Origin of the sequence: Arthrobacter silviterrae, assembly GCF_011045165.1 — a bacterium.
Classification (GTDB): Bacteria; Actinomycetota; Actinomycetes; order Actinomycetales; family Micrococcaceae; genus Specibacter; species Specibacter silviterrae.
Map to the genome: position 1 here is coordinate 40,853 of NZ_JAAKZI010000018.1, position 18,989 is coordinate 59,841.

The window sequence follows — 18,989 nt, forward strand, 5'->3', positions numbered from 1 at the left end:
CCATGACTGAAACAACCACCCAGACAGCACCCGCCGTCCGCGACTGGCCCATGTGGATCGGGGGCCAGGAGCAGCCCTCAAGCGGCGCGCAGTGGCGCGAGGTCTTCAACCCCGCCCGCCGCGAAACCGTCATAGCCCGCGTCCCCGCCGGCACCGTGGAGGACGTGGACCGGGCCGTGGCGGCCGCCCGCGCAGCCTACCCGGCCTGGCGTGCCCAGCACTTTACCGGCCGGGCCAAGGCTCTGCTGGCCATCGCCGACGAACTCGAGCAGCGCAGCGAGGAATTCGCCCGGCTCACCGCGCTGGACACCGGCAACGCGCTGCGCACCCAGGCCCGCCCCGAGTCCACCACCATGGTGGCCATGTTCCGCTACTTCGCCGGCATCGCCGGGGAGGTCAAGGGCACCACGCTGCCGGCCGGCGAGAACCAGCTGCAGTACACGCGCCTGGAACCCCTCGGCGTGGTGGCCGCGATCCTGCCCTGGAACTCGCCCCTGATGATCGCTGCGTTCAAGATCCCCGCGGCGCTCGCCGCCGGGAACACCGTCATCATGAAGGCGGCCGACGACGCCCCGCTCACCATCCTCAAGCTGGCGGAAGTGTGCAACCGGCACCTGCCGGCCGGCGTCGTCAATGCCCTGACCGGGCGCGGCGGCGTGATCGGCACCGCCCTGGCCAACCACCCCGGCGTCGACAAGGTCTCCTTCACCGGCTCCACGGAAGTGGGCCGCGAGGTGGCCGGGGAGGCCGGCGCGCGGCTGGCCCACATGTCGCTGGAGCTGGGCGGGAAGAACCCCTCCATCGTTTTCCCCGACGCCGTGGACGACGACGAACTCCTGGACGGCCTGCTCCTCGCCTCCCGCTTTACCCGTCAGGGCCAAAGCTGCACGGCCGGCTCCCGCCTGTTCCTCCACGAGGACATATACGACGACGTCCTGGGCCGCCTCAGTGCCCGCCTTGGGGCGCTGAAGGTCGGTGACCCGCTGGACGAGGCCTCCGACATGGGCGCCATCATCAACCGCAAGCAGCACTCGGCCATCACCGGCTACCTCGACGAAGGGCGCGCCACGCCGGGCATGAAGGCGGTGCTGGGCGGCAGTGCCCCCAGCGACGGGCCGCTGACGGAGGGCTACTACCACCTGCCCACCGTCTTCAGCGGGGTCCGCAACGAGTTCAGGCTGGCCCGCGAGGAGATCTTCGGCCCGGTCCTGGTGGCCATCCCCTGGAAGGACACCGAGGACGTGATCCGCATGGCCAACGACACCAACTACGGACTGGCGGCCTATGTGTGGAGCCACAATCTGGACAACGCACTGAACACGGCCCACCGGATCGACGCCGGCTGGGTGCAGGTCAACCAGGGCGGCGGGCAGGTGGTGGGCCAGTCCTACGGCGGCTACAAGCAGAGCGGGATCGGCCGGGAAGTGTCCCTGGAGGGCATGCTGGCCGGCTTCACCCAGACCAAGCAGATCAACGTAAAGCTGCGCGGAGTGGGCAGCAATGGGTGACAGCGGGCTGCCGCTGGCGGGGATCCGCGTCCTGGACCTGAGCCGTGCATTGGCAGGGCCGTACTGCACGGCCCTGCTCGGCGACCTGGGCGCGGACATCATCAAGGCCGAAAGCATCAAGGGCGGGGACTCCAGCCGTTCCTGGCCGCCCTTTGAACACGAGCACAGCCTGTATTTCGACTCCGCCAACCGGGGCAAGGAATCCATTGCGATTGACTTTTACAGCCCGGAGGGCCGGGAGCTGCTGTGGACACTTGCCCTCAGCGCCGACGTCGTAGTGGAAAACTTCCGCCCGGGCGTGCTGTCCACCATGTCCCTGGACCCGGATGCCCTGCGGGCGGCCAAGCCAGGCATCATCATTGCCTCCGTCAGCGGCTTCGGCGCCATTGGGCCACTGTCGCAGGCGCCCGGGCTGGACCAGGTGGCCCAGGGCATGACGGGGCTGATGTCCGTCACAGGTGCTGACGCCGACACCATGGTGAGGGTGGGCGTGCCCATCATCGACATGGTCTCCGGCATCAACACGGCCCTGGGCATCGCCGCCGCCCTGGTGGGACGTGAACGCACCGGCACCGGCATGGAGGTTTCCACCTCGCTGCTGGAAACCGGGCTGGCGCTGGCCGCGTTCCAGGGCCAGAAGTACCTCAGCACTGGGGAGGTGCCGGTGCCGCAGGGCAACAACCACCCGGTCCTGTCCCCGTACGGCGTGTTCAGCACGGGCGACATTCCGCTCATCATCGCCGTGGGCAACCAGACCCAGTGGGGCGTGCTCTGCCGGCTGCTGGGCGCCCCCGAACTGGAGGGCCACCCCGACTACGCCACCGGCAAGCTGCGCAACGTCAACCGCCACGCCCTCAAGGACGTCCTGGAGAAACTGCTCGCCAACGGCACGGCGGAGCACTGGCTGCGCGAACTGCGGGCCGCCAAGATCCCCGCCGGGCCCATCTACAATTACGCCCAGGCCTTCGCCGATCCGCAGGTCCAGGCGCTGGGCGTGGTGCAGGAAGTCCGGCGCGCGGACGGATCGGCCCTGCCGCTGGTTCGCGGACCCATTTCCGTCAACCGGCAGGCGCCGGCCATCCGCAATGCACCTCCCGCACTGGGCCAGGACACCCTTGCCGTTTTGGCGCGGCTGGGGCTGACTGCGGAACAGGTTGCAGGGCTCGTGGAGGCGGGCGTAGTGCTGGCTGTGCCGGCCCCCGCTGTGGACCCGGCCCCCGTCCCAACCCCGGCGGCAGGCGGGCCGGCCGCCCAAGGTGACGGCCCGACGTCGGACGTGTTGGCGTGAGCGCCGCACCGGCCGGGACCCCCGGGGAATCCTCGCCGCGGGTAGGCCGGCTGCGCGTGGAGAACAACGGCCCCGTCGCCACGCTCATCATGGACAATCCCGCCATGCGCAACGCCATCACCGCCGGCATGTGGCCGCAATTTGCCGAGCAGCTGGACGCGCTGGAGGCCGACGACACGGTCAAGGTGGTGGTGGTGCGCGGGGAAGGTAAGCATTTTTCCGCCGGCGCGGACATCGCCTCGGTGCGGGAAATCCTGCGGGACCCCGCCACCGGAAAGCGCGACGGCGGCGACATCACGGTGGCCGAAACCGCCCTGGCCCGCTTCCGCAAGCCCACCATTGCCGCGATTGACGGGTACTGCGTGGGCGGCGGCTGGCAGATCGCCGGGGCGTGCGACATCCGGCTCGCCTCCGAAAACGCGGTCTTTGGCATCACGCCGGCGAAGATCGGCATTGTGTACCCGCTGTCGGGAATCCGGAAGCTCGTGGAGCTGGTGGGGCCCGCCGTGGCGAAATACCTGTTGTTCAGCGGCGAGATGGTCGACGCCGCCGAGGCACTGCGCCTGGGCCTGGCGGTGAAGGTGCTGCCCGGCGGCACCTTTTGGCACGACATCGAGGCGTTCGCCCTGATGCTGGCCGGCCGCTCCCAGTTTTCCATCCAGTCGCAAAAGGACCTGGTCAACGCCCTTAGCTCCGGTGTTCCGGAGGCCGAACTGGCGGAACGGAACACGCATTGGCAGCGCGAAATGGCGGCCAGCGCCGATCCGCGGATCGGCGTGGCCGCCTTCCTTGCCAAGGAGACGCCGCAGTTCACCTGGCTCCGCCCCCTCCAGTAGCCTCCCCTCCCTTTTGACGCTCGGTTGCAATCGGGGGTCATTTCCCCGACGCTCGGTTGCAAACGGGTGAGTTTTGGGGATCGCTCCCTCAGTCGCCAACCGAGGGTCGGCTGGATGTGCCCCGGTTGGAACCGAGGGTCGGCTGGATGTGCCCCGGTTGGAACCGAGGGTCGGAGGGGGCGGGGGCGGCTAGTCTTCGGTGAGCTTGCCGCGGGCCAGGCGGAACTTCCTGTCGGTCTGTGAGGCCAGGGCGTGGTCGTGGGTGACTACCAGGATGGTGGTCTTCTTTTCGTGCGCCAGCTGGCGCAGCAGGGCAATGATGAGCTCGCCCGTCTCGTCGTCCAGGTTGCCGGTGGGCTCGTCTGCCAGGATCAGCTTCGGATTGTTCGCCAGCGCCCGGGCAATGGCCACGCGCTGCTGCATGCCGCCGGAGAGGCGGTTCGCCTTCCGCCCGTGCATCTCCTCCGTCAATTCCACCTGGTTGAGCAGCTCCGCGGCACGCTTGCTGCGCTCGCCGTGCCGCACCCCGGCGAACTCCATGGGCAGCATGACATTTTCCAGCGCCGAGAGGTTCGGGATCAGGTTGTACTGCTGGAACACGAAGCCGATGTCGTCGCGCCGGTAGGCCGTCAGCTTCCTGTCCGGAAGTTTGGAAATGTTCACCTCATCCACCACCACATCCCCCGAGCTGGCCTTGTCGAGCGCGCCCAGCAGCGACAGCAGGGTGCTCTTGCCGCTGCCGCTCTTGCCCAATATTGCGGCAAAAGTGCCCTGTTCCAGGGTGAAGCTGACACCGTTGACGGGCTTGATGGTCCGGTCTCCGGAATTAAACGTCTTGACAACATCAGTAACACTAAGCATGGTTTACTCTCCTCGCAGGACTTCGATGGGGCGGACTTTTGCTGTCAGCAGGGACGGGATCAGGGCGCCAATTGCGGCGATCACCAGAATTCCGACGGCGCCCAGCACCAGGGTCTGCCAGCCGACGGATGTGCTGATGGTTCCGATGAGCTGGCTGGCACCCGAGAAGGCGCCGCGGGTCCGGGTGAACCCGCCGCCGCCGAACCCGCCGCCGAACCCGCCGCCGCCCCCGGCGCCCTGGACGGGGCCGGCCGCCGCTGCCGTGGAACCGGTGTTTCCGGCCACCAGGGCGCTGACGATCGGGTTGCTGCTAAATGCGGCCACGACGGCGCCCACCACGGTGCCCATGACCACCAGGACCATGGCCTCCAGGACAAACTGGACGCCGATGGTGCGGTTGGCGGCTCCGATCGCCTTCAACACGCCAATTTCCCGACGCCGTTCACGCACCACCATGATCATGATCAGCAGCACTATGAGCCCGGCCGTGACGAGGGAGGCGATGAAGGCGATGAGGGAGATGCTTTGCACGCTGCCGAGGGAGCTGATGGCTGATTGCAGGCCCGAGGAGCCGGCCGTTACGTCCACATTGGTGGCCCCGAGTGAGGCGGTGAGGGCGGCCTGTGTGGCGGAGACATTTTCAATGTTGTCCACCACCACGTTCAGGCTGCTGAGCTGGCCGGCCTGGCTGGTCAGGGTCTGCGTGGCGGCCAGCGGCAGGTAGATGCCGTTGTTGTCGAAGGCGTCCCCGGCGTCGAAAATGCCCGTCACCGTCATGGTGCGGCTCTGGACGGTGAAGGTGGAACCAACCTTCAGGGAATTCTTGGTGGCCAGCGTGGTGCCGACCAGGGCCTGGGTTGAATTGGCCGCAAAGTCCGTCAGCTGCGCGCCGCTGGTGACCTTGATGGCCGCACCCGTGGCCGTCGTCGAGGTTGAAACGCCCGTGGCCTGGATGGGGATGGTGAACGCGGGGCGCGTGGTGGTGCTGCCGCCCGTCGAGCCTCCGGTGGCGCCGCTGTTGCTGTTGTTGCGCTGGCCCAGGACGCCGGGGTCAACAGCCGACTTGAGGCTGGTGGTGCCGCTGGAGCCAAAACCGCCGCCGGGGCCCCCGCGGTCGGCGCCCTGCCCGGCCCCGGGCGTCGCCGTCGTGGTGGACGTTGCCGCCGAATTGGCCAGCCGCACACTCAACGTCCCGTTGACGCTTGTTACATGCGCGACGGCGGCCGCCTTGGTGGCGTCAGCAGCGGTCAGAGGGTTGCCGCCGCCGAGCCCTCCGCGGGAGCCTGCCGGATTGACCGTGAGATTGTTGCCCACGGACGCCTTGAGTGAGTCGACCTTGGCGCCCACCGCCTGGTTGGCCACCAGCATGGCCAGCGCCAGCCCTATTGCCACCGCCAAAATGACCACGACGGCGCCGCTGCGCACCTTGTTGCGGAACGCGTTGCCCACGCTCCGGGAAACCACACCCATGTCCTGCTCCCTGCTTTTGATGGCCACCCGAGCGGCGGCCGTCCAGCTTCCATGTTCTGGCGGCCGGCGGAGCGTTCGATAGGGGTGGGCTGTGCGTGGGCTGTGAGATTCCGGGCCGGTAGACTGTTCGGCGGGAACACCAACGACGTAATTGAGGCCTCACTTGCTCGAATTCACCGCACGATTTGCCACCGCCGCCGAGATTGACCAATGGGACACACTGGTCACGGCAAACCCCAACGGCGGCAACCTCCTGCAGTCCGAAGCGTTTGCCGCCGTGAAGAAAAACCATGGCTGGACACCGCAATTCCTGGCAATTGAGGGGCCCGGGTACACCAGCTACAACCTGGCCCTGGAAAAGTCCTACCCCCTCCTGGGCCGGCTGTGGTACCTGATCAAGGGCCCCGACATCCCCGGCATAGCGGAGCTGCCGGCCGTCATGGCGGCCCTGCGCACGTTCTCGCGGCAGGCCCGGCTGAACGTGTTCGCCGTCAAAATTGAACCGGACATCGTCAAGACCGAAGAAGCCCTGGACGTGCTCAGGGATGCCGGATTTACCAAGGCGCCGGACCTGCAGCCCAACGACCACACGGCCCTGCTGGACATCACGCCCGAACCGAACGAACTGCTGCGCAAGCTCCATTCGCGGGGCCGCAACGCCGTCCGGCGCGCCCAGCGAGAAGGCGTGGAGGTGACGCCCATGGAGCCCTCGGAGGAGACCATGCGCAGCATGTACGGCCTCATGGAGGGCACCTTTGAGGCCAAAAATGCGGGCAAGGCACGTGAGTTTGGCTACTTTCGCCAGTTCTGGACCGAGTTCGCCAGCCGCGGCCAGGGCAGGTTTTACTTTGTACACGAGGACGGCGTCCCCTCGGTTGGCGCCTTCGTGATCAACTACGGGACCAAGGCCACCTACAAGGACGGCGGATCGCTGCAAAAGCGCTCTCAGTACGGCGATTCGCACCTGATCCAGTGGGCCGCCATCCTGGACATGAAGGACCTGGGCGCCGTGCAGTATGACTTCTGCGGCACGCCGCCGTCGGACCGGCTCAAGGACCCCACCCACCCGCACCACGGGCTGGGACTGTTCAAGACCAGCTTCACGAAGACCGTGACAGACTTTGTGGGGTGCTGGGACCTGGCCTTCTCTCCGGTGAAATACAGGATTTGGACCACCGTCGGTGAGCGGCTGGCACGGCAGGCATACGTCCGGCGCACCGGGCAGCGATTTTACTAGGCCTTCCACACCAGACAGATTTACCGGGCCCGGCCGCACGGCCGCCAGCTACGGGCAGCACACGCGATACTTCCAGGGAGCAAAGAGGAAAACCACATGGAATATTCAGAATTGACCGCCGGTGAATTTGACACCTTCGTTGACTCCCAGGCGACGGGCAGTTTCATGCAGTCCTCGATGATGGGCGCCCGCCGCGACGGCAATGGCTGGACCATGCGCATGGTGGGTGTCAAGCACGACGGCGCCGTGGTGGCGGCTGCGCTGCTGAGCTCGCGCAACGTCCTGGGCGGATTTGCCGACGTCGAATGCCTCCAGGGCCCTGTCCTGGATTACCGCGACGCCCCCCTCCGCACCTTTTTCTTCACCCGGCTTGAGGAAGACCTCAAGGCCCACAAGGTCCTCAGCTTCACCTTCAACCCGAAGCTGCTGGCCAACCACCGCGACCAGGACGCCAATATCATTGACGACGGCTACACGGATGCCGACGTGGTCCAGGCCCTGGCGGAACTGGGCTTCGAGCACCAGGACAACACGGAGGTGGACGCCAACCCGCTTTACCTGCGCTGGTACTTCGCCAAGGACCTGACCGGAATTGCGACGCCGGAGCAACTGCTGGCCGGCTTTGACGGGCAGGCCACGCGCTCCGTGAAGAAGGTCCTCAAGAGCCCCATCGAGGTCAGCGCGCTGGCAGAGGATGAACTGGACCAGTTCTTCGCCGTCATGCGCCACACGGGGGAGCGCCGCGGCTTTGACTACCGGGACGAGGACTACTACCGCTCCCTGGCCCACGTTTTCGGCCCCGAGCACATCGAGTTCCTGGTGGCCCGGCTCGACGTCGAACGCTATGAGGGCGAGCTGGCGGCACAGGTCAAAACCGACTCGGCTGCCCTGGAAAAGGCCCGGGCCGCCCTCGAAGCGGCGCCCGACAATGCCAAGAACGCCAAGCGGCTTGCCGCGGCCGAGCAAACGTGGGGCAGCTCCCAGGCGAAACTTGCCGACCTGCCCAGGCTGCGTGAGGACGGGCCGCAGGCCGTGCTGACCGCCGCCGTGTTCATCACGTTCGCGGGGGAGACGGTGTTCCTGGCCGGCGGCTCCTACGACCACTACTCACACTTCCACGCCAGCTACGCCCTCCACTGGCATGCCCTCCAGGAAGCCATGGCACGCGGCATCAGGCGCTACAACTTCTACGGGACCAAGGGCGAGTTCAGCAACAACCCCGAACAGCATGGCGTGTACCGCTTCAAGCGTGGCTTTGGCGGGGTCGTGGAGGAACAGACCGGCTACTTCACCAGCACGCCCAACAAGGCTGCGGAGAAGGCCCGGGAAACAGTCTCGGTCCTCCGGGGGGCCGTGGGGTCCCTGCGCAGCAAGCTCAGCGGCAAGTAGCCCGGAAGGCTCAGCACGTGGAATCCGAGCCGCGTAACCCGCAGGAGGGCCGGCCGCCCGCCCCCAAGCCGCTGACGCCCGCCGCCAAGCCGCTGACGCCCGCCCCCAAGCCGCTGACGCCCGCCCAGGCGCGGGCCAACGCCTCGGCGCGCCGCATGATCCGCAGGCTGGTCCAGGGCGACACCCCTCCGACGGCACCCATGAACATTGTGGAACGGCTGGCCGGCAGTCCGTATGCCAACCCAATGATCCAGGTGGGCAAGGCGGATGAGTCGGCGCGCAAGACCATCGACTTTGCCCTGCGCCTGGCTGAGACGATGTTCCGGTACGGGGCCGGCGCCCTGGAGGTGGAGACGTCCATCATCGCCGTGACCGCCGCCTTTGGGCTGCGCAACATTGAGGTGGACATCACCAACCAGTCCGTCATCATCAACTACGCCCACCGCGACGGCGTGCCCATCACCTTGCTGCGCGTGGTGCGGTCGTGGACCAGCAACTATGCCGGCCTGGTGCAGGTGCACGAACTGGTGACGGACATTGTCGGCAGCGGCGTGGGGCGCGCGGAGGCCCACCGCCGCCTGGACACCATCATTAAGGCGCCCAAGCCGTTTCCCCGGTGGATGGTGGCCCTGGCCGAAGCAGTGTTCGCTGCCGCCGTCGTTGGGGTCATCGGCGGCTCCGCCTTTGGCATGGGAGTGGCACTGGTGACCATCCTGCTGGCCGGCCAGGTGGCCCGCGTGCTGGGCAAATGGCGGGTGCCGGACTTCTTCGTCACCGCGATCAGCTCCTTCATTGTCACCGTGGTGGCCGTGCTGTGCTTCATGTTCCACGTCCCGCTGAGCCCTTCCGTGGTGGTGGCCGGCGGGATCCTGCTCATGCTGCCCTCGGGGCGGCTGGTCTCCGCCGTGCAGGACGCCATCAACGGCTTCCCCGTCACGGCCGCCGGGCGCTTCCTCTCCGCTTTTTTGACCTTTGGGGCCATAGTTTCCGGCATCGCCGTCGCACTTGTCATCGGGGCGCTCTTCGGCACGGACAGGCTCAACGTGGCCGAGCCCATCGCGGCCACCCTGCCGCTGTACGTGGTGTTGCTGCTGGTGGCGCTGTCCACCGTGGCGATCTGCATTGCCGAGCAGACGTCGGTGCGGCTGCTGCTGCCCACCACGGCGGTGGCGCTGGCGGGCTACCTGGCCTACTACTACGGCATGGAATTTGGCCTCGGCGCACGGTTTGCGCCCGCGCTGGCAGCCATTGTGGTGGGCATCCTGGCCCGGGTCATCGCCCTCCGCCTGGGCGCCCCGCAGCTGGTGGTGGCCGTTCCGTCCATCATTTTCCTGCTGGTGGGGCTTTCCATCTTCCGGGCCATGTTTGTCATGACCCTCACGCCCAACGATTCCGTGACGGGCGCCGTCGGCATCTTCAACGCCTTGGTGGTGATCCTGGCCGTCGCGGCCGGCGTGGTCCTGGGGGACAACATGGCCCGCCCGCTGACCCGCTCCAACGGCCAGAAGGACAGGCGCCGCAACCGCAGGCGGTAGAACCGCCGGCGCCGCAACCGCCGGCGGTAGTTAGAGGATCTGGCCGATGGGCTGCTTCTTTTCGGCCTGGAAGTAGTCCTCCGTGCGCCCGTAGGCCCAGTAGCCGGACAGGGAGACCTGGGAGCGGTCCAGTCCGCGCTGCTTGAACAGGACGTCGCGCAGCTGCTTCATGTACTCCCGTTCGCCGTGGATGAAGGCATCCACGCGCCCGGCCGGCCATGTCCCCGAGGCCACGGCGTCGACCAGGGCCGTGCACCGGTCCGGGGTGGCGCCTTCGCGGAACAGCCAGGTGACGTCGACGCCGTCGGGCGCGTCAATTGGCTGGATGTCCGCCGCGGTGTCCACCTCAAGGTAGGCCAGCCCGGAGGCCCCGGCGGGCAGGGCCTCGAGGGCGGCCGCGATGGCGGGCAGGGCGGCCTCATCCCCGGCGAAAAGGTACCAGTCGGCATCCGGATTGGGCCGGTAGGCGCCGCCGGGCCCGGAAAAGATGATCCTGTCCCCGGGGGCTGCTGCCGCGGCCCACGGCCCGGCCAGCCCGGAGTCGCCGTGGACCACAAAGTCAATGGCGATTTCCTGCGCTGCCAGGTCCACCCAGCGGACGGTGTACGTGCGAGTGGCCGGCCACTGCTCGCGCGGCATGAACTCGCGGAGGGCAAACACGTCCACCGGCTCCGCGTACTCCACGCCCGGCTGCAGGAAGTGGATCTTGACGTACATGTCCGTGGCATCCTTGGGCACAAACGCCGCCAGCCCGGGCCCGCCGGCCACCACGCGCACCATGTGGGGGCTGAGCCGTTCGGTGCGGACCACGGCCAGGGACACCTGCGTGCGGGGCTTGACGGCGGGGGCAACAAACGGTTCCGGGCTGGTGCCAGCGGGATTCACAAAATACTCCTGGGGGTTGGTGCCGCCGCGCGGCCGCGTGAGATGGGCCTAAGAATATCAGCCGCCGCTCAGGCCGCCGGCAGCGCCCAGTCGATGGGGGAGGCGCCCTGCGCGCGCAGTGAATCGTTGATGCGGCTGAACGGGCGCGAGCCGAAGAAGCCCCTGGACGCCGACAACGGGCTGGGGTGTGCCGATTCAATGATGGCCGTGCCGCCCAGCAGCGGCGCCAGTTTTTGCGCGTCGCGGCCCCACAGCACGCTGACCAGGGGCCGGTCCCGGGCCGCCAGCGTCCGGATCACGGCCTCGGTGACCTTTTCCCACCCACGACGGCGGTGCGAACCCGCCGCTCCCGGCGCCACCGTGAGCACCCGGTTCAGCAGGAGGACGCCCTGCCCGGCCCAGGCGCTCAGGTCGCCATGGGCGGCCGGCGGGATGCCCAGATCCGCCTGGAGCTCCTTGTAAATGTTGTTCAGGCTGCGCGGCAGGGGGCGCGTGGCCTTGTCCACGGCAAAGGCCAGGCCCACGGAGTGGCCCGGCGTGGGGTACGGGTCCTGGCCAACTATCAGCACCTTGACCCCTGAAAGGGGTGCTCCCAAAGCACGCAGCACACCGGTGGGCGGCGGCAGGAAGGAGGCACCGGCGTCGTACTCCCGGCGCAGCATGGTGCCGAGGCCGCGCAGCGTGTCCTCCTGGGGCGCAAGGGCCTCCGCCCAGTCCGGGGCCATGAGCGCCATGGGATGGGACGCCAGGGTTTCCAGGGCCTGCAGCTGGGCGCCGTCCCAACCGGCGGGGGAAGCGGGTTCGGGCAGTTCGAACAGTGCAGGCAGGGAATCCATGGTTCCATTCTCGCCCCCTGCCGTGCAGGCTTCATCCCTCCACAGGCGCGGCCCGCTGCCTGCCTGTCCACAACCTCCCAAATGACACTCGTGTGATTCGCCATTATCATGGTAGAAGGAGCGGTGCCTGCCGGGCGCGGCCGTGTGGACAGGAAAGAGAGCGTGTTGTGACGCAAGCAGCTGAACCCCTGCCACCTGCACACGGCGGAAACATGGTGCCGGATGCGGGCCGGGAGCACGGGCTGACCGAGCGGGACACGCAAATGCTGGCACTGGAACGGCAGTGGTGGAAGTACGCCGGGGCCAAGGAGCAGGCCATCCGCGACTTGTTCGACCTGTCCGCGACACACTACTACCAAATCCTCAATGCGCTGATCGACACGGAGGCCGCCCTGGCCCATGACCCCATGCTGGTCAAGCGGTTGCGTAGACTACGTACGTCGCGACAAAAGGCCCGGACCGCGCGCCGGCTGGGCAACTGACGCACGCCCTTACTGCCTCACCCACAAGGACAGCACTGCACTATGAGCAATTACCCGCGGGATGAATTTGACCGTGTCCTGGAGAACTCGGCCCGTCATGGCGTCCACCGTGCCTCCCTTGAGGCGCCGCCCCGGAGCCTGATGCCGCTCATGACCTTCGGTGTGGCAGCCCTGTGCATTGGCCTGCTGGCGTTCCTGATTGTGCCCAAGCTGAGCGGCAACCACGCCGTGACCAATCCTCCCGCGGCCGTGTCGTCGACCTCCGCCAAGGCCACCACGCCCAGCCCGCTGCCCTCCAGCGCCGCCCCCCACACCACGGCTGCCGCGGAAACGCCGACACCGACCCCCACGCCAACGCCCGACTCGGTCCTGAACAAGGCCACCCCCGTTGCGATCTACAACGCCACGGGCATCGGCGGGCTGGCGGCCAAGTATTCCGGAATAGTCATGACGGACGGCTGGACCGTGTCGCAGGCGGCCAACTGGGCGGGCCGGCCGCAGGGGGCGTCGTCCATTGTCTACAACGGCGTGGCCCAGAAGGCGAACGCCGAGGAATTGGGCAAGCTCCTGAACATCCCCACCCTGCTGGACAGCGCCGAAATCGGGACGCCCCTGGCTGTAATCCTGGGCCCCGGCGCCCAGTAGCCCGCAACTGGGCCGGGTTGGGGTCCGCCGATTTGTACGCTGGATTCAGGACGGGTTTGGCGCCGGGAGTCCCGAGCGTTCCGTCCAGGCTGAGTGCACGACGCCGGGTCCCCGCCCTTCGCTTGCGGCCACGTTGCGCTTGCGGCCACGTGGGGAAGACGAAGCCCCTTCGCGTAGTTGGCATGTGGCGACGGCGGGGGAAAGCAGCCGCAAGCCAAGCCCTGCTCGCCGATAACGGGGCCAAACCGCCGCAAGCTGGGCTCTGCTCGCCGATAACGGGGCCACTCCGCGGTGCCGGGGTATCTTGTCGGTGCGTTCGCGGGTTCGCCCCGCAGTTTAGAAATCTGCCCGGGGACCCACCGTTCTCATGGCTTGCCCCTGGTTCGGCGGGGTTCGGCCTCACTGCGCGGCACCCCGCGTTCACCTTTTACCGCCGACAGCACAGATATGGCGGGCGAACTGATGGTTCGCCCGCCATATCTGCGCTGTCGTCATGCGATTGCGCCCGTGAATTCAATCCTTCAGCGGTACACCGTTTGCGTCGCGCTTGAAGGGATCTGCGCCGACAAGGATCATGATGCCTTCGATAAAGCCCCAGATGCCGCCGAATCCGATGGTCACAAATGTCACGACGATCTGGATGATGCCGATCTTCGTGTAGCCAAGGTAAAAGCGGTGGATGCCGAGGCTGCCCAACAGGATGCCCAGTATGCCGGCCACGATCTTTGACTTTTGCTCATAGCCGGGCTGCTGGAAGCCGGGCTGCTGCGGGTAGCCCTGCTGCTGGTACGGCTGGGCCTGGTAGGCAGGGGGTGCCTGGTCCATGGGCTGCTGGTACGGCTGTTCCTGGTAGACCGGAGGTGGCGGTGCATCGGCATAAGCTGCCGGAGCTTCGGGGGCGGGAAATGGGGGAGCCGGCGCGGGCTCTGGTTCTGCAGGCAAATCGGGGTTTTGGTTCTCACTCATGGTGACTCCTTCAGTGGTGCCGTTGATGTTGGTGAACGGGTGCATTGAGTTCGTATGTCACAGGTGCGGAATGCGATGCTGCACGCCCCACGCTAGCCGGTTGTGTTGGCCCGGGGAAGTATTTGCAAGATGGCGGCGGCCGTTCGTGGCAGAAATGGCGCAGCATTCCGTTCGCCGTCAGCACATCGGGACAATCCGCGCTTGCACTCTAGGGTGTCGAGTGCTAATTATTGACTTAGCACTCTGTGGTGGTGACTGCTAGTTCCTAGCCAGGCAGCCGCCGTCGGAGGTAATAACTTTCCTCATGTGGTGAGGATTCCGCTGCCGGGGTGAAATAGATCGCCGGTGCCGGGTCCGTCCGTCGCGGGCACCACTGTGGGGAACAAGAGTCCAAAATGACTGTCCCGAAAGGACTGAAGCCTAAATGGCCAAGATCATTGCATTCGATGAAGAGGCACGCCGCGGCCTTGAGCGGGGCCTGAACATCCTCGCCGACGCCGTCAAGGTCACCTTGGGCCCGCGCGGCCGCAACGTCGTTCTCGAAAAGAAGTGGGGCGCCCCCACGATCACCAACGACGGCGTTTCCATCGCCAAGGAGATCGAGCTGGACGACCCCTACGAGAAGATCGGCGCCGAGCTGGTCAAGGAAGTTGCCAAGAAGACCGACGACATCGCCGGTGACGGCACGACGACGGCAACCGTGCTGGCCCAGGCACTGGTCAAGGAAGGCCTGCGCAACGTTGCGGCCGGAGCAGACCCGCTCTCGCTCAAGCGCGGCATCGAGAAGGCTGTTGCAGCCGTCATCGAGCAGCTGCTGATCTCCGCCAAGGAGATTGAGACGAAGGAAGAGATCGCGGCCACGGCCTCCATCTCCGCCGGCGACACCGAAATTGGCGCACTCATTGCCGAAGCCCTCGACAAGGTTGGCAAGGAAGGCGTCATCACTGTCGAGGAGTCCAACACCTTCGGCCTGGAACTGGAACTCACCGAAGGCATGCGCTTCGACAAGGGCTACATTTCCGCTTACTTCGTCACGGACACCGAGCGCCAGGAAACGGTCCTCGAAGACCCGTACATCCTGATCGTCAATTCCAAGATCTCCAACGTCAAGGACCTGGTTGCGGTCCTGGAAAAGGTCATGGCGTCCAACAAGCCGCTGCTGATCATCGCCGAAGACGTTGAGGGCGAGGCCCTGGCCACGCTGATCGTGAACAAGATCCGCGGCCTGTTCAAGTCCGTTGCTGTCAAGGCCCCCGGCTTTGGCGACCGCCGCAAGGCACAGCTCGCTGACATCGCCATCCTCACCGGTGGCCAGGTCATCTCCGAGGAAGTCGGCCTCAAGCTGGAGAACACCACCCTTGACCTGCTGGGCAAGGCCCGCAAGGTTGTTGTCACCAAGGACGAGACCACCATTGTTGAAGGTGCCGGCGAAGCCGACGCCATCGCAGGGCGCGTGGCGCAGATCCGTGCCGAGATCGAGAACTCCGATTCCGACTACGACCGCGAGAAGCTGCAGGAGCGCCTGGCCAAGCTGGCCGGCGGCGTTGCAGTCATCAAGGCCGGCGCGGCAACCGAAGTTGAGCTCAAGGAACGCAAGCACCGCATTGAGGACGCAGTCCGCAACGCGAAGGCTGCCGTTGAAGAAGGTATCGTCCCCGGCGGTGGCGTTGCCCTGATCCAGGCCGGCGTGAAGGCCTTCGACAGCCTGAACCTGGAAGGCGACGAGGCCACTGGTGCCAACATCGTCAAGGTTGCCATCGACGCCCCGCTGAAGCAGATCGCCTTCAACGCCGGCTTCGAGCCCGGCGTGGTTGTCGACAAGGTTCGCGGCCTGCCCGTGGGCCACGGCCTCAATGCCGCCACCGGCGTGTACGAGGACCTGCTGGCTGCCGGCGTCAACGACCCGGTAAAGGTGACCCGTTCCGCACTGCAGAACGCGGCGTCCATCGCCGGGCTGTTCCTGACCACCGAAGCCGTAGTGGCCGACAAGCCCGAAAAGGCTGCACCGGCTGCCGGCGGCGGAGACGACATGGGCGGCATGGGCGGCTTCTAGCCCTCAGCTGCCAGCACCAGGGCGCACTTTCCACTTCGGAAGGTGCGCCCTGGCGTTTAAGTATCGGTGGCATCTGAAAGTATGGACATATGACTATTGTTGCGGCAGCCGACGGTTCGGCATTGGGAAATCCTGGCCCCGCGGGCTGGGCCTGGTACGTGAACGACGACTGCTGGCGTGCAGGGGGCTGGCCGCACGGCACCAACAACATGGGAGAGCTCATGGCAGTGCTGGACCTTTTCCTCTCCACCGCCCATGTCCCGCAGGAGCCGCTGCACATCCTGTGCGACAGCCAGTACGTCATCAACTGCGTGACCAAGTGGATGCCGGGCTGGAAGCGCAAGGGGTGGCGGAAGTCCGACGGCAAGCCGGTGCTCAACGTGGACCTGCTCAAGCAGATTGACGCCGCCATTGTGGGCCGCAATTTCACGTTCGAATGGGTCAAGGGCCACGCGGGCCACGACCTCAACGAGGCTGCCGACGACCGTGCCCGGGATGCGGCCACGGCGTACCAGGGCAGGCGCGCCCCCGACGAAGGCCCGGGCTTTCCCGGCGCGGCAAGCGGCGGGCCACAGGCGCCGGCACCCGCTTTAGTGCAGGCTGACGTTCCCCCTGTAACCGCCGCAGCAGCACCCGCAGCGGGGCCGGCGGAGGCCGTGGCGCAGCTCGATTTATTCTCCAGCCTCGACGATGAGCCGGACCCCGCCTTTGCCCCGTCCCCGGATGGCGGCCTGGGCATCCTGGTGGAGCTGGAACGCGAGCTCATGGACCCCGAGGTGCGCGCCGACCCCACGAGGGTGGGCCGCCTGCTGCACCGCGACTTTGTGGAGTTCGGCGCTTCCGGCCGTTCCTGGTCCCGCGAGGACCTGATTGTCTCCCTCGCCGAAGAGGACGGCAGCCCGGCCACGCTTGACGTCCTGACGCTTGACAGCGTGGACACCGATACGGCCCTGCTGACCTACAGGTGCGTCGGGCTGCACGGCACTTCGCTGCGCAGTTCCCTCTGGCGCCGGGACAACGGCCGGTGGCAGCTGCGCTTCCACCAAGGGACCCGCGAAGCATAGCCGCCTGGCTGCTCCCGAATCAGACACGCATCAACGTGCGCTGAACATCCTGGCGTTGGCGTCCTCGGCCTGTGCGTATTGGGTGGCTGCCATCGACAGGGCCGAATTGATGCTCTCCAGGGAAGCTTCCACCTTGACCTGGGTGGCATGCCATTCCTGCAGCAGGGCCTGGAAGTTGGTGGCGGCCGACCCCGTCCAGGTGCCTTCCAGGTCCAGCAGGTTGCGCTTCATGGCGTCCACTTCCATGCGGATGCGCTCCACTGAACCCTTGACGGCCGTACTCTTGATCGCGAGGTCGTCGGAGTTGACGTTGAACTGTGCCATGGCGGGGGTTCCTTAACTGCAGTGTCCCGTGCGGGAATGTTTGTTGGATGCCTCCACCATAGGGTCCCCGTAGCCGACAGACGGAGCCGCCGCCGCAATCTGTGGATGGGTTAGTCGTTGCTGCCGTCTGTGGAGGGGGCATCGGCGCCGTCGTCCGTGAATGGCAGCTCAATGGCCATGGTGGCGCCGCCTCCAGCGGTCTGCTCCAGGCGGACCGTGCCCCCGTGCGAGGCCACAATGGCCGAGACGATCGCCAGCCCCAGCCCGCTGCCGCCCGTGTTGCGGTCGCGGGAGGTGTCGGCGCGGTAGAAGCGTTCAAAGATGCGCGGCGAATCGTCCTCGGAGATGCCGGGGCCGTGGTCGCGGATCTTGATGACAGACATCTTTTGCCCAACCTCCTGCCGCGTGCCAACCACAATTTCCACGGGAGAGCCGGCCGGGGTGTAGCGCAGGGCGTTGCCCATGAGGTTGGCCACCACCTGCCGCAACTTGGCCTCGTCTCCCAGCGTGGGGGCCGGGGCCCCGCGGCCGCCGTCGAGCCCCACCACGGAGAACGTCCGGTCCCTGGCGGATGCCCGGGCGTCCAGAACCGCGTCGTGGCCGATGAGCAGCAGGTCCACGGGACGCAGCTGGAGGGGGCGCTGCTCGTCAATGCGGGCCAGCATGAGCAGGTCCTCAACAAGTTCGCCCATGCGCTTGGCCTCGCTTTCAATGCGCCCCATGGCCGTGCCGACGTCGTCCGGGGTTTGCAGCGCGCCGTGGCGGTACAGCTCGGAGAATCCCCGGATGGTGACCAGGGGGGTGCGAAGCTCGTGGGAAGCGTCCGCCACGAAGCGGCGCATCCGTTTCTCCGACGCAGTCCTGGCGGCAAAGGCCTGCTCAATGTGCGCCAGCATGGTGTTCAGCGATCCGGAGAGGCGCCCCACCTCGGTGGCGGGGTTTTCAATGTCCACGCGCCGGGTCAGGTCTCCGGCAGCAATCGCGGCGGCCGTCTTTTCAACCCTGCCCAGCGGCTGAAAGGAGCGGGTGACCGTCCAGTACGCGATCATGGTGCCCAGGGTGACGGCCAGAATGGCCACGCCGGCGATGACCACGGCCAGGCGTTCCAGGGTGATGTTGAGGCCTTCATAGGGCAGCCCGACCACCACGTAGCCAAGGTATTCAGGCGGGCTTCCCACCAAATTGGGCGGTCCGTAGGAGAAAGCCTGCGGGGCGATGATCGTGATCCGCCACGGCGCCCCGCCGTCGGTGCTGGGGACGGTGAACATCTTCCCGTTCAGGGCAGCTGCCTGCTTCATCGAGTAGGCCGGGTATACCGGTTTGTCCTGCCCGGAGCGGTTTTGGGACGCCAGCACCGAGTCCGAGTACCGGAAACCCACGTAATAGTCGAAGCCAAACACTGAACGTCCGGCGCTGGTCGAATCCACCGTGCCAATGTTCACAATGGACTTTTGGAAGGTGGACAGCTGGGCATCCATCTGTTCTTCCAGAAAGGAGTGGAGCAGCAGGAACGTTGAGGCGGCCAGCGCCAGCAGCGACAGCGTCAACAGCGCGCTGATGATTGCCACCAGCTGCGAACGCAGGGATGCGTTCTTCCACAACTTGATCAA

General features: G+C 66.6%; 17 protein-coding genes. 10 read left to right on the plus strand and 7 right to left on the minus strand.

Translation table 11 applies throughout. The features are described 5' to 3' along the window. Nucleotides 1–2 precede the first annotated feature (2 nt). Genes G6N77_RS11280 through G6N77_RS11290 form a run of 3 tightly spaced genes read left to right on the plus strand, consistent with a single transcriptional unit; the run spans nucleotide 3 to nucleotide 3,632 of the window. Nucleotides 3–1,508 (plus strand): aldehyde dehydrogenase family protein, encoded by a 1,506-nt coding sequence (locus tag G6N77_RS11280; protein ID WP_165182266.1) that lies wholly within the window; start codon nucleotides 3–5, stop codon nucleotides 1,506–1,508. After that, nucleotides 1,501–2,796: a CaiB/BaiF CoA transferase family protein gene (locus tag G6N77_RS11285; RefSeq protein WP_165182267.1), complete on the plus strand. Its 1,296-nt coding sequence runs from the start codon at nucleotides 1,501–1,503 to the stop codon at nucleotides 2,794–2,796. The genes G6N77_RS11280 and G6N77_RS11285 overlap by 8 nt, the downstream gene beginning before the upstream one ends. Beyond that, nucleotides 2,793–3,632, plus strand: coding sequence for an enoyl-CoA hydratase/isomerase family protein (locus G6N77_RS11290; RefSeq protein ID WP_205678224.1), 840 nt, complete (start codon nucleotides 2,793–2,795; stop codon nucleotides 3,630–3,632). The genes G6N77_RS11285 and G6N77_RS11290 overlap by 4 nt, the downstream gene beginning before the upstream one ends. A gap of 189 nt (nucleotides 3,633–3,821) precedes the next feature. Here the strand turns inward: G6N77_RS11290 and G6N77_RS11295 are convergent, their stop codons facing one another. Continuing rightward, nucleotides 3,822–4,493 (minus strand): ABC transporter ATP-binding protein, encoded by a 672-nt coding sequence (locus G6N77_RS11295; RefSeq protein WP_165182268.1) that lies wholly within the window; start codon nucleotides 4,491–4,493, stop codon nucleotides 3,822–3,824. 3 nt (nucleotides 4,494–4,496) lie between these two features. Then, nucleotides 4,497–5,963, minus strand: coding sequence for an ABC transporter permease (locus tag G6N77_RS11300; protein ID WP_165182269.1), 1,467 nt, complete (start codon nucleotides 5,961–5,963; stop codon nucleotides 4,497–4,499). A gap of 163 nt (nucleotides 5,964–6,126) precedes the next feature. Here G6N77_RS11300 and G6N77_RS11305 point away from each other — a divergent pair, with 163 nt between their 5' ends. From G6N77_RS11305 to G6N77_RS11315, 3 genes are all read left to right on the plus strand, one after another. After that, nucleotides 6,127–7,200 (plus strand): lipid II:glycine glycyltransferase FemX, encoded by a 1,074-nt coding sequence (locus G6N77_RS11305; protein WP_165182270.1) that lies wholly within the window; start codon nucleotides 6,127–6,129, stop codon nucleotides 7,198–7,200. Between the two features lie 96 nt (nucleotides 7,201–7,296). Beyond that, nucleotides 7,297–8,589, plus strand: coding sequence for a peptidoglycan bridge formation glycyltransferase FemA/FemB family protein (locus G6N77_RS11310; RefSeq protein ID WP_165182271.1), 1,293 nt, complete (start codon nucleotides 7,297–7,299; stop codon nucleotides 8,587–8,589). A gap of 155 nt (nucleotides 8,590–8,744) precedes the next feature. Further along, complete coding sequence (locus G6N77_RS11315; protein ID WP_165182303.1) at nucleotides 8,745–10,124, plus strand: threonine/serine exporter family protein; 1,380 nt, start codon at nucleotides 8,745–8,747, stop codon at nucleotides 10,122–10,124. A 30-nt stretch (nucleotides 10,125–10,154) separates the two neighbouring features. Here G6N77_RS11315 and G6N77_RS11320 read toward each other — a convergent pair whose 3' ends face one another. Both G6N77_RS11320 and G6N77_RS11325 read right to left on the minus strand, forming a co-directional pair. Then, nucleotides 10,155–11,009 carry a siderophore-interacting protein gene (locus tag G6N77_RS11320; RefSeq protein WP_306987319.1) on the minus strand — a complete coding sequence of 285 codons (855 nt, stop codon included), beginning with the start codon at nucleotides 11,007–11,009 and terminating at the stop codon, nucleotides 10,155–10,157. Between the two features lie 68 nt (nucleotides 11,010–11,077). Next, a complete protein-coding gene (locus G6N77_RS11325; RefSeq protein WP_240902003.1) occupies nucleotides 11,078–11,743 on the minus strand; it encodes a uracil-DNA glycosylase in 666 nt (221 codons plus the stop codon). Nucleotides 11,744–12,057: 314 nt separating this feature from the next. Between G6N77_RS11325 and G6N77_RS11330 the strand changes: the two genes are divergently transcribed. Continuing rightward, nucleotides 12,058–12,327 carry a DUF3263 domain-containing protein gene (locus G6N77_RS11330; RefSeq protein WP_165182304.1) on the plus strand — a complete coding sequence of 90 codons (270 nt, stop codon included), beginning with the start codon at nucleotides 12,058–12,060 and terminating at the stop codon, nucleotides 12,325–12,327. Nucleotides 12,328–12,369: 42 nt separating this feature from the next. Further along, complete coding sequence (locus G6N77_RS11335; RefSeq protein WP_165182273.1) at nucleotides 12,370–12,972, plus strand: LytR C-terminal domain-containing protein; 603 nt, start codon at nucleotides 12,370–12,372, stop codon at nucleotides 12,970–12,972. 513 nt (nucleotides 12,973–13,485) lie between these two features. Here the strand turns inward: G6N77_RS11335 and G6N77_RS11340 are convergent. After that, nucleotides 13,486–13,938, minus strand: a complete 453-nt coding sequence (locus G6N77_RS11340) for a TM2 domain-containing protein (RefSeq protein WP_240901986.1) — start codon at nucleotides 13,936–13,938, stop codon at nucleotides 13,486–13,488. A 424-nt stretch (nucleotides 13,939–14,362) separates the two neighbouring features. Between G6N77_RS11340 and groL the strand changes: the two genes are divergently transcribed. Further along, nucleotides 14,363–15,991: a chaperonin GroEL gene (groL, locus tag G6N77_RS11345; protein WP_165182274.1), complete on the plus strand. Its 1,629-nt coding sequence runs from the start codon at nucleotides 14,363–14,365 to the stop codon at nucleotides 15,989–15,991. An 89-nt stretch (nucleotides 15,992–16,080) separates the two neighbouring features. Further along, nucleotides 16,081–17,055 carry a ribonuclease HI family protein gene (locus tag G6N77_RS11350; RefSeq protein ID WP_165182275.1) on the plus strand — a complete coding sequence of 325 codons (975 nt, stop codon included), beginning with the start codon at nucleotides 16,081–16,083 and terminating at the stop codon, nucleotides 17,053–17,055. A 30-nt stretch (nucleotides 17,056–17,085) separates the two neighbouring features. Here G6N77_RS11350 and G6N77_RS11355 read toward each other — a convergent pair whose 3' ends face one another. Then, on the minus strand, nucleotides 17,086–17,379 hold the full coding sequence (locus G6N77_RS11355; protein ID WP_165182276.1) for a WXG100 family type VII secretion target: 294 nt from the start codon (nucleotides 17,377–17,379) through the stop codon (nucleotides 17,086–17,088). Between the two features lie 110 nt (nucleotides 17,380–17,489). Further along, nucleotides 17,490–18,989 (minus strand): sensor histidine kinase, encoded by a 1,500-nt coding sequence (locus G6N77_RS11360; RefSeq protein WP_165182277.1) that lies wholly within the window; start codon nucleotides 18,987–18,989, stop codon nucleotides 17,490–17,492.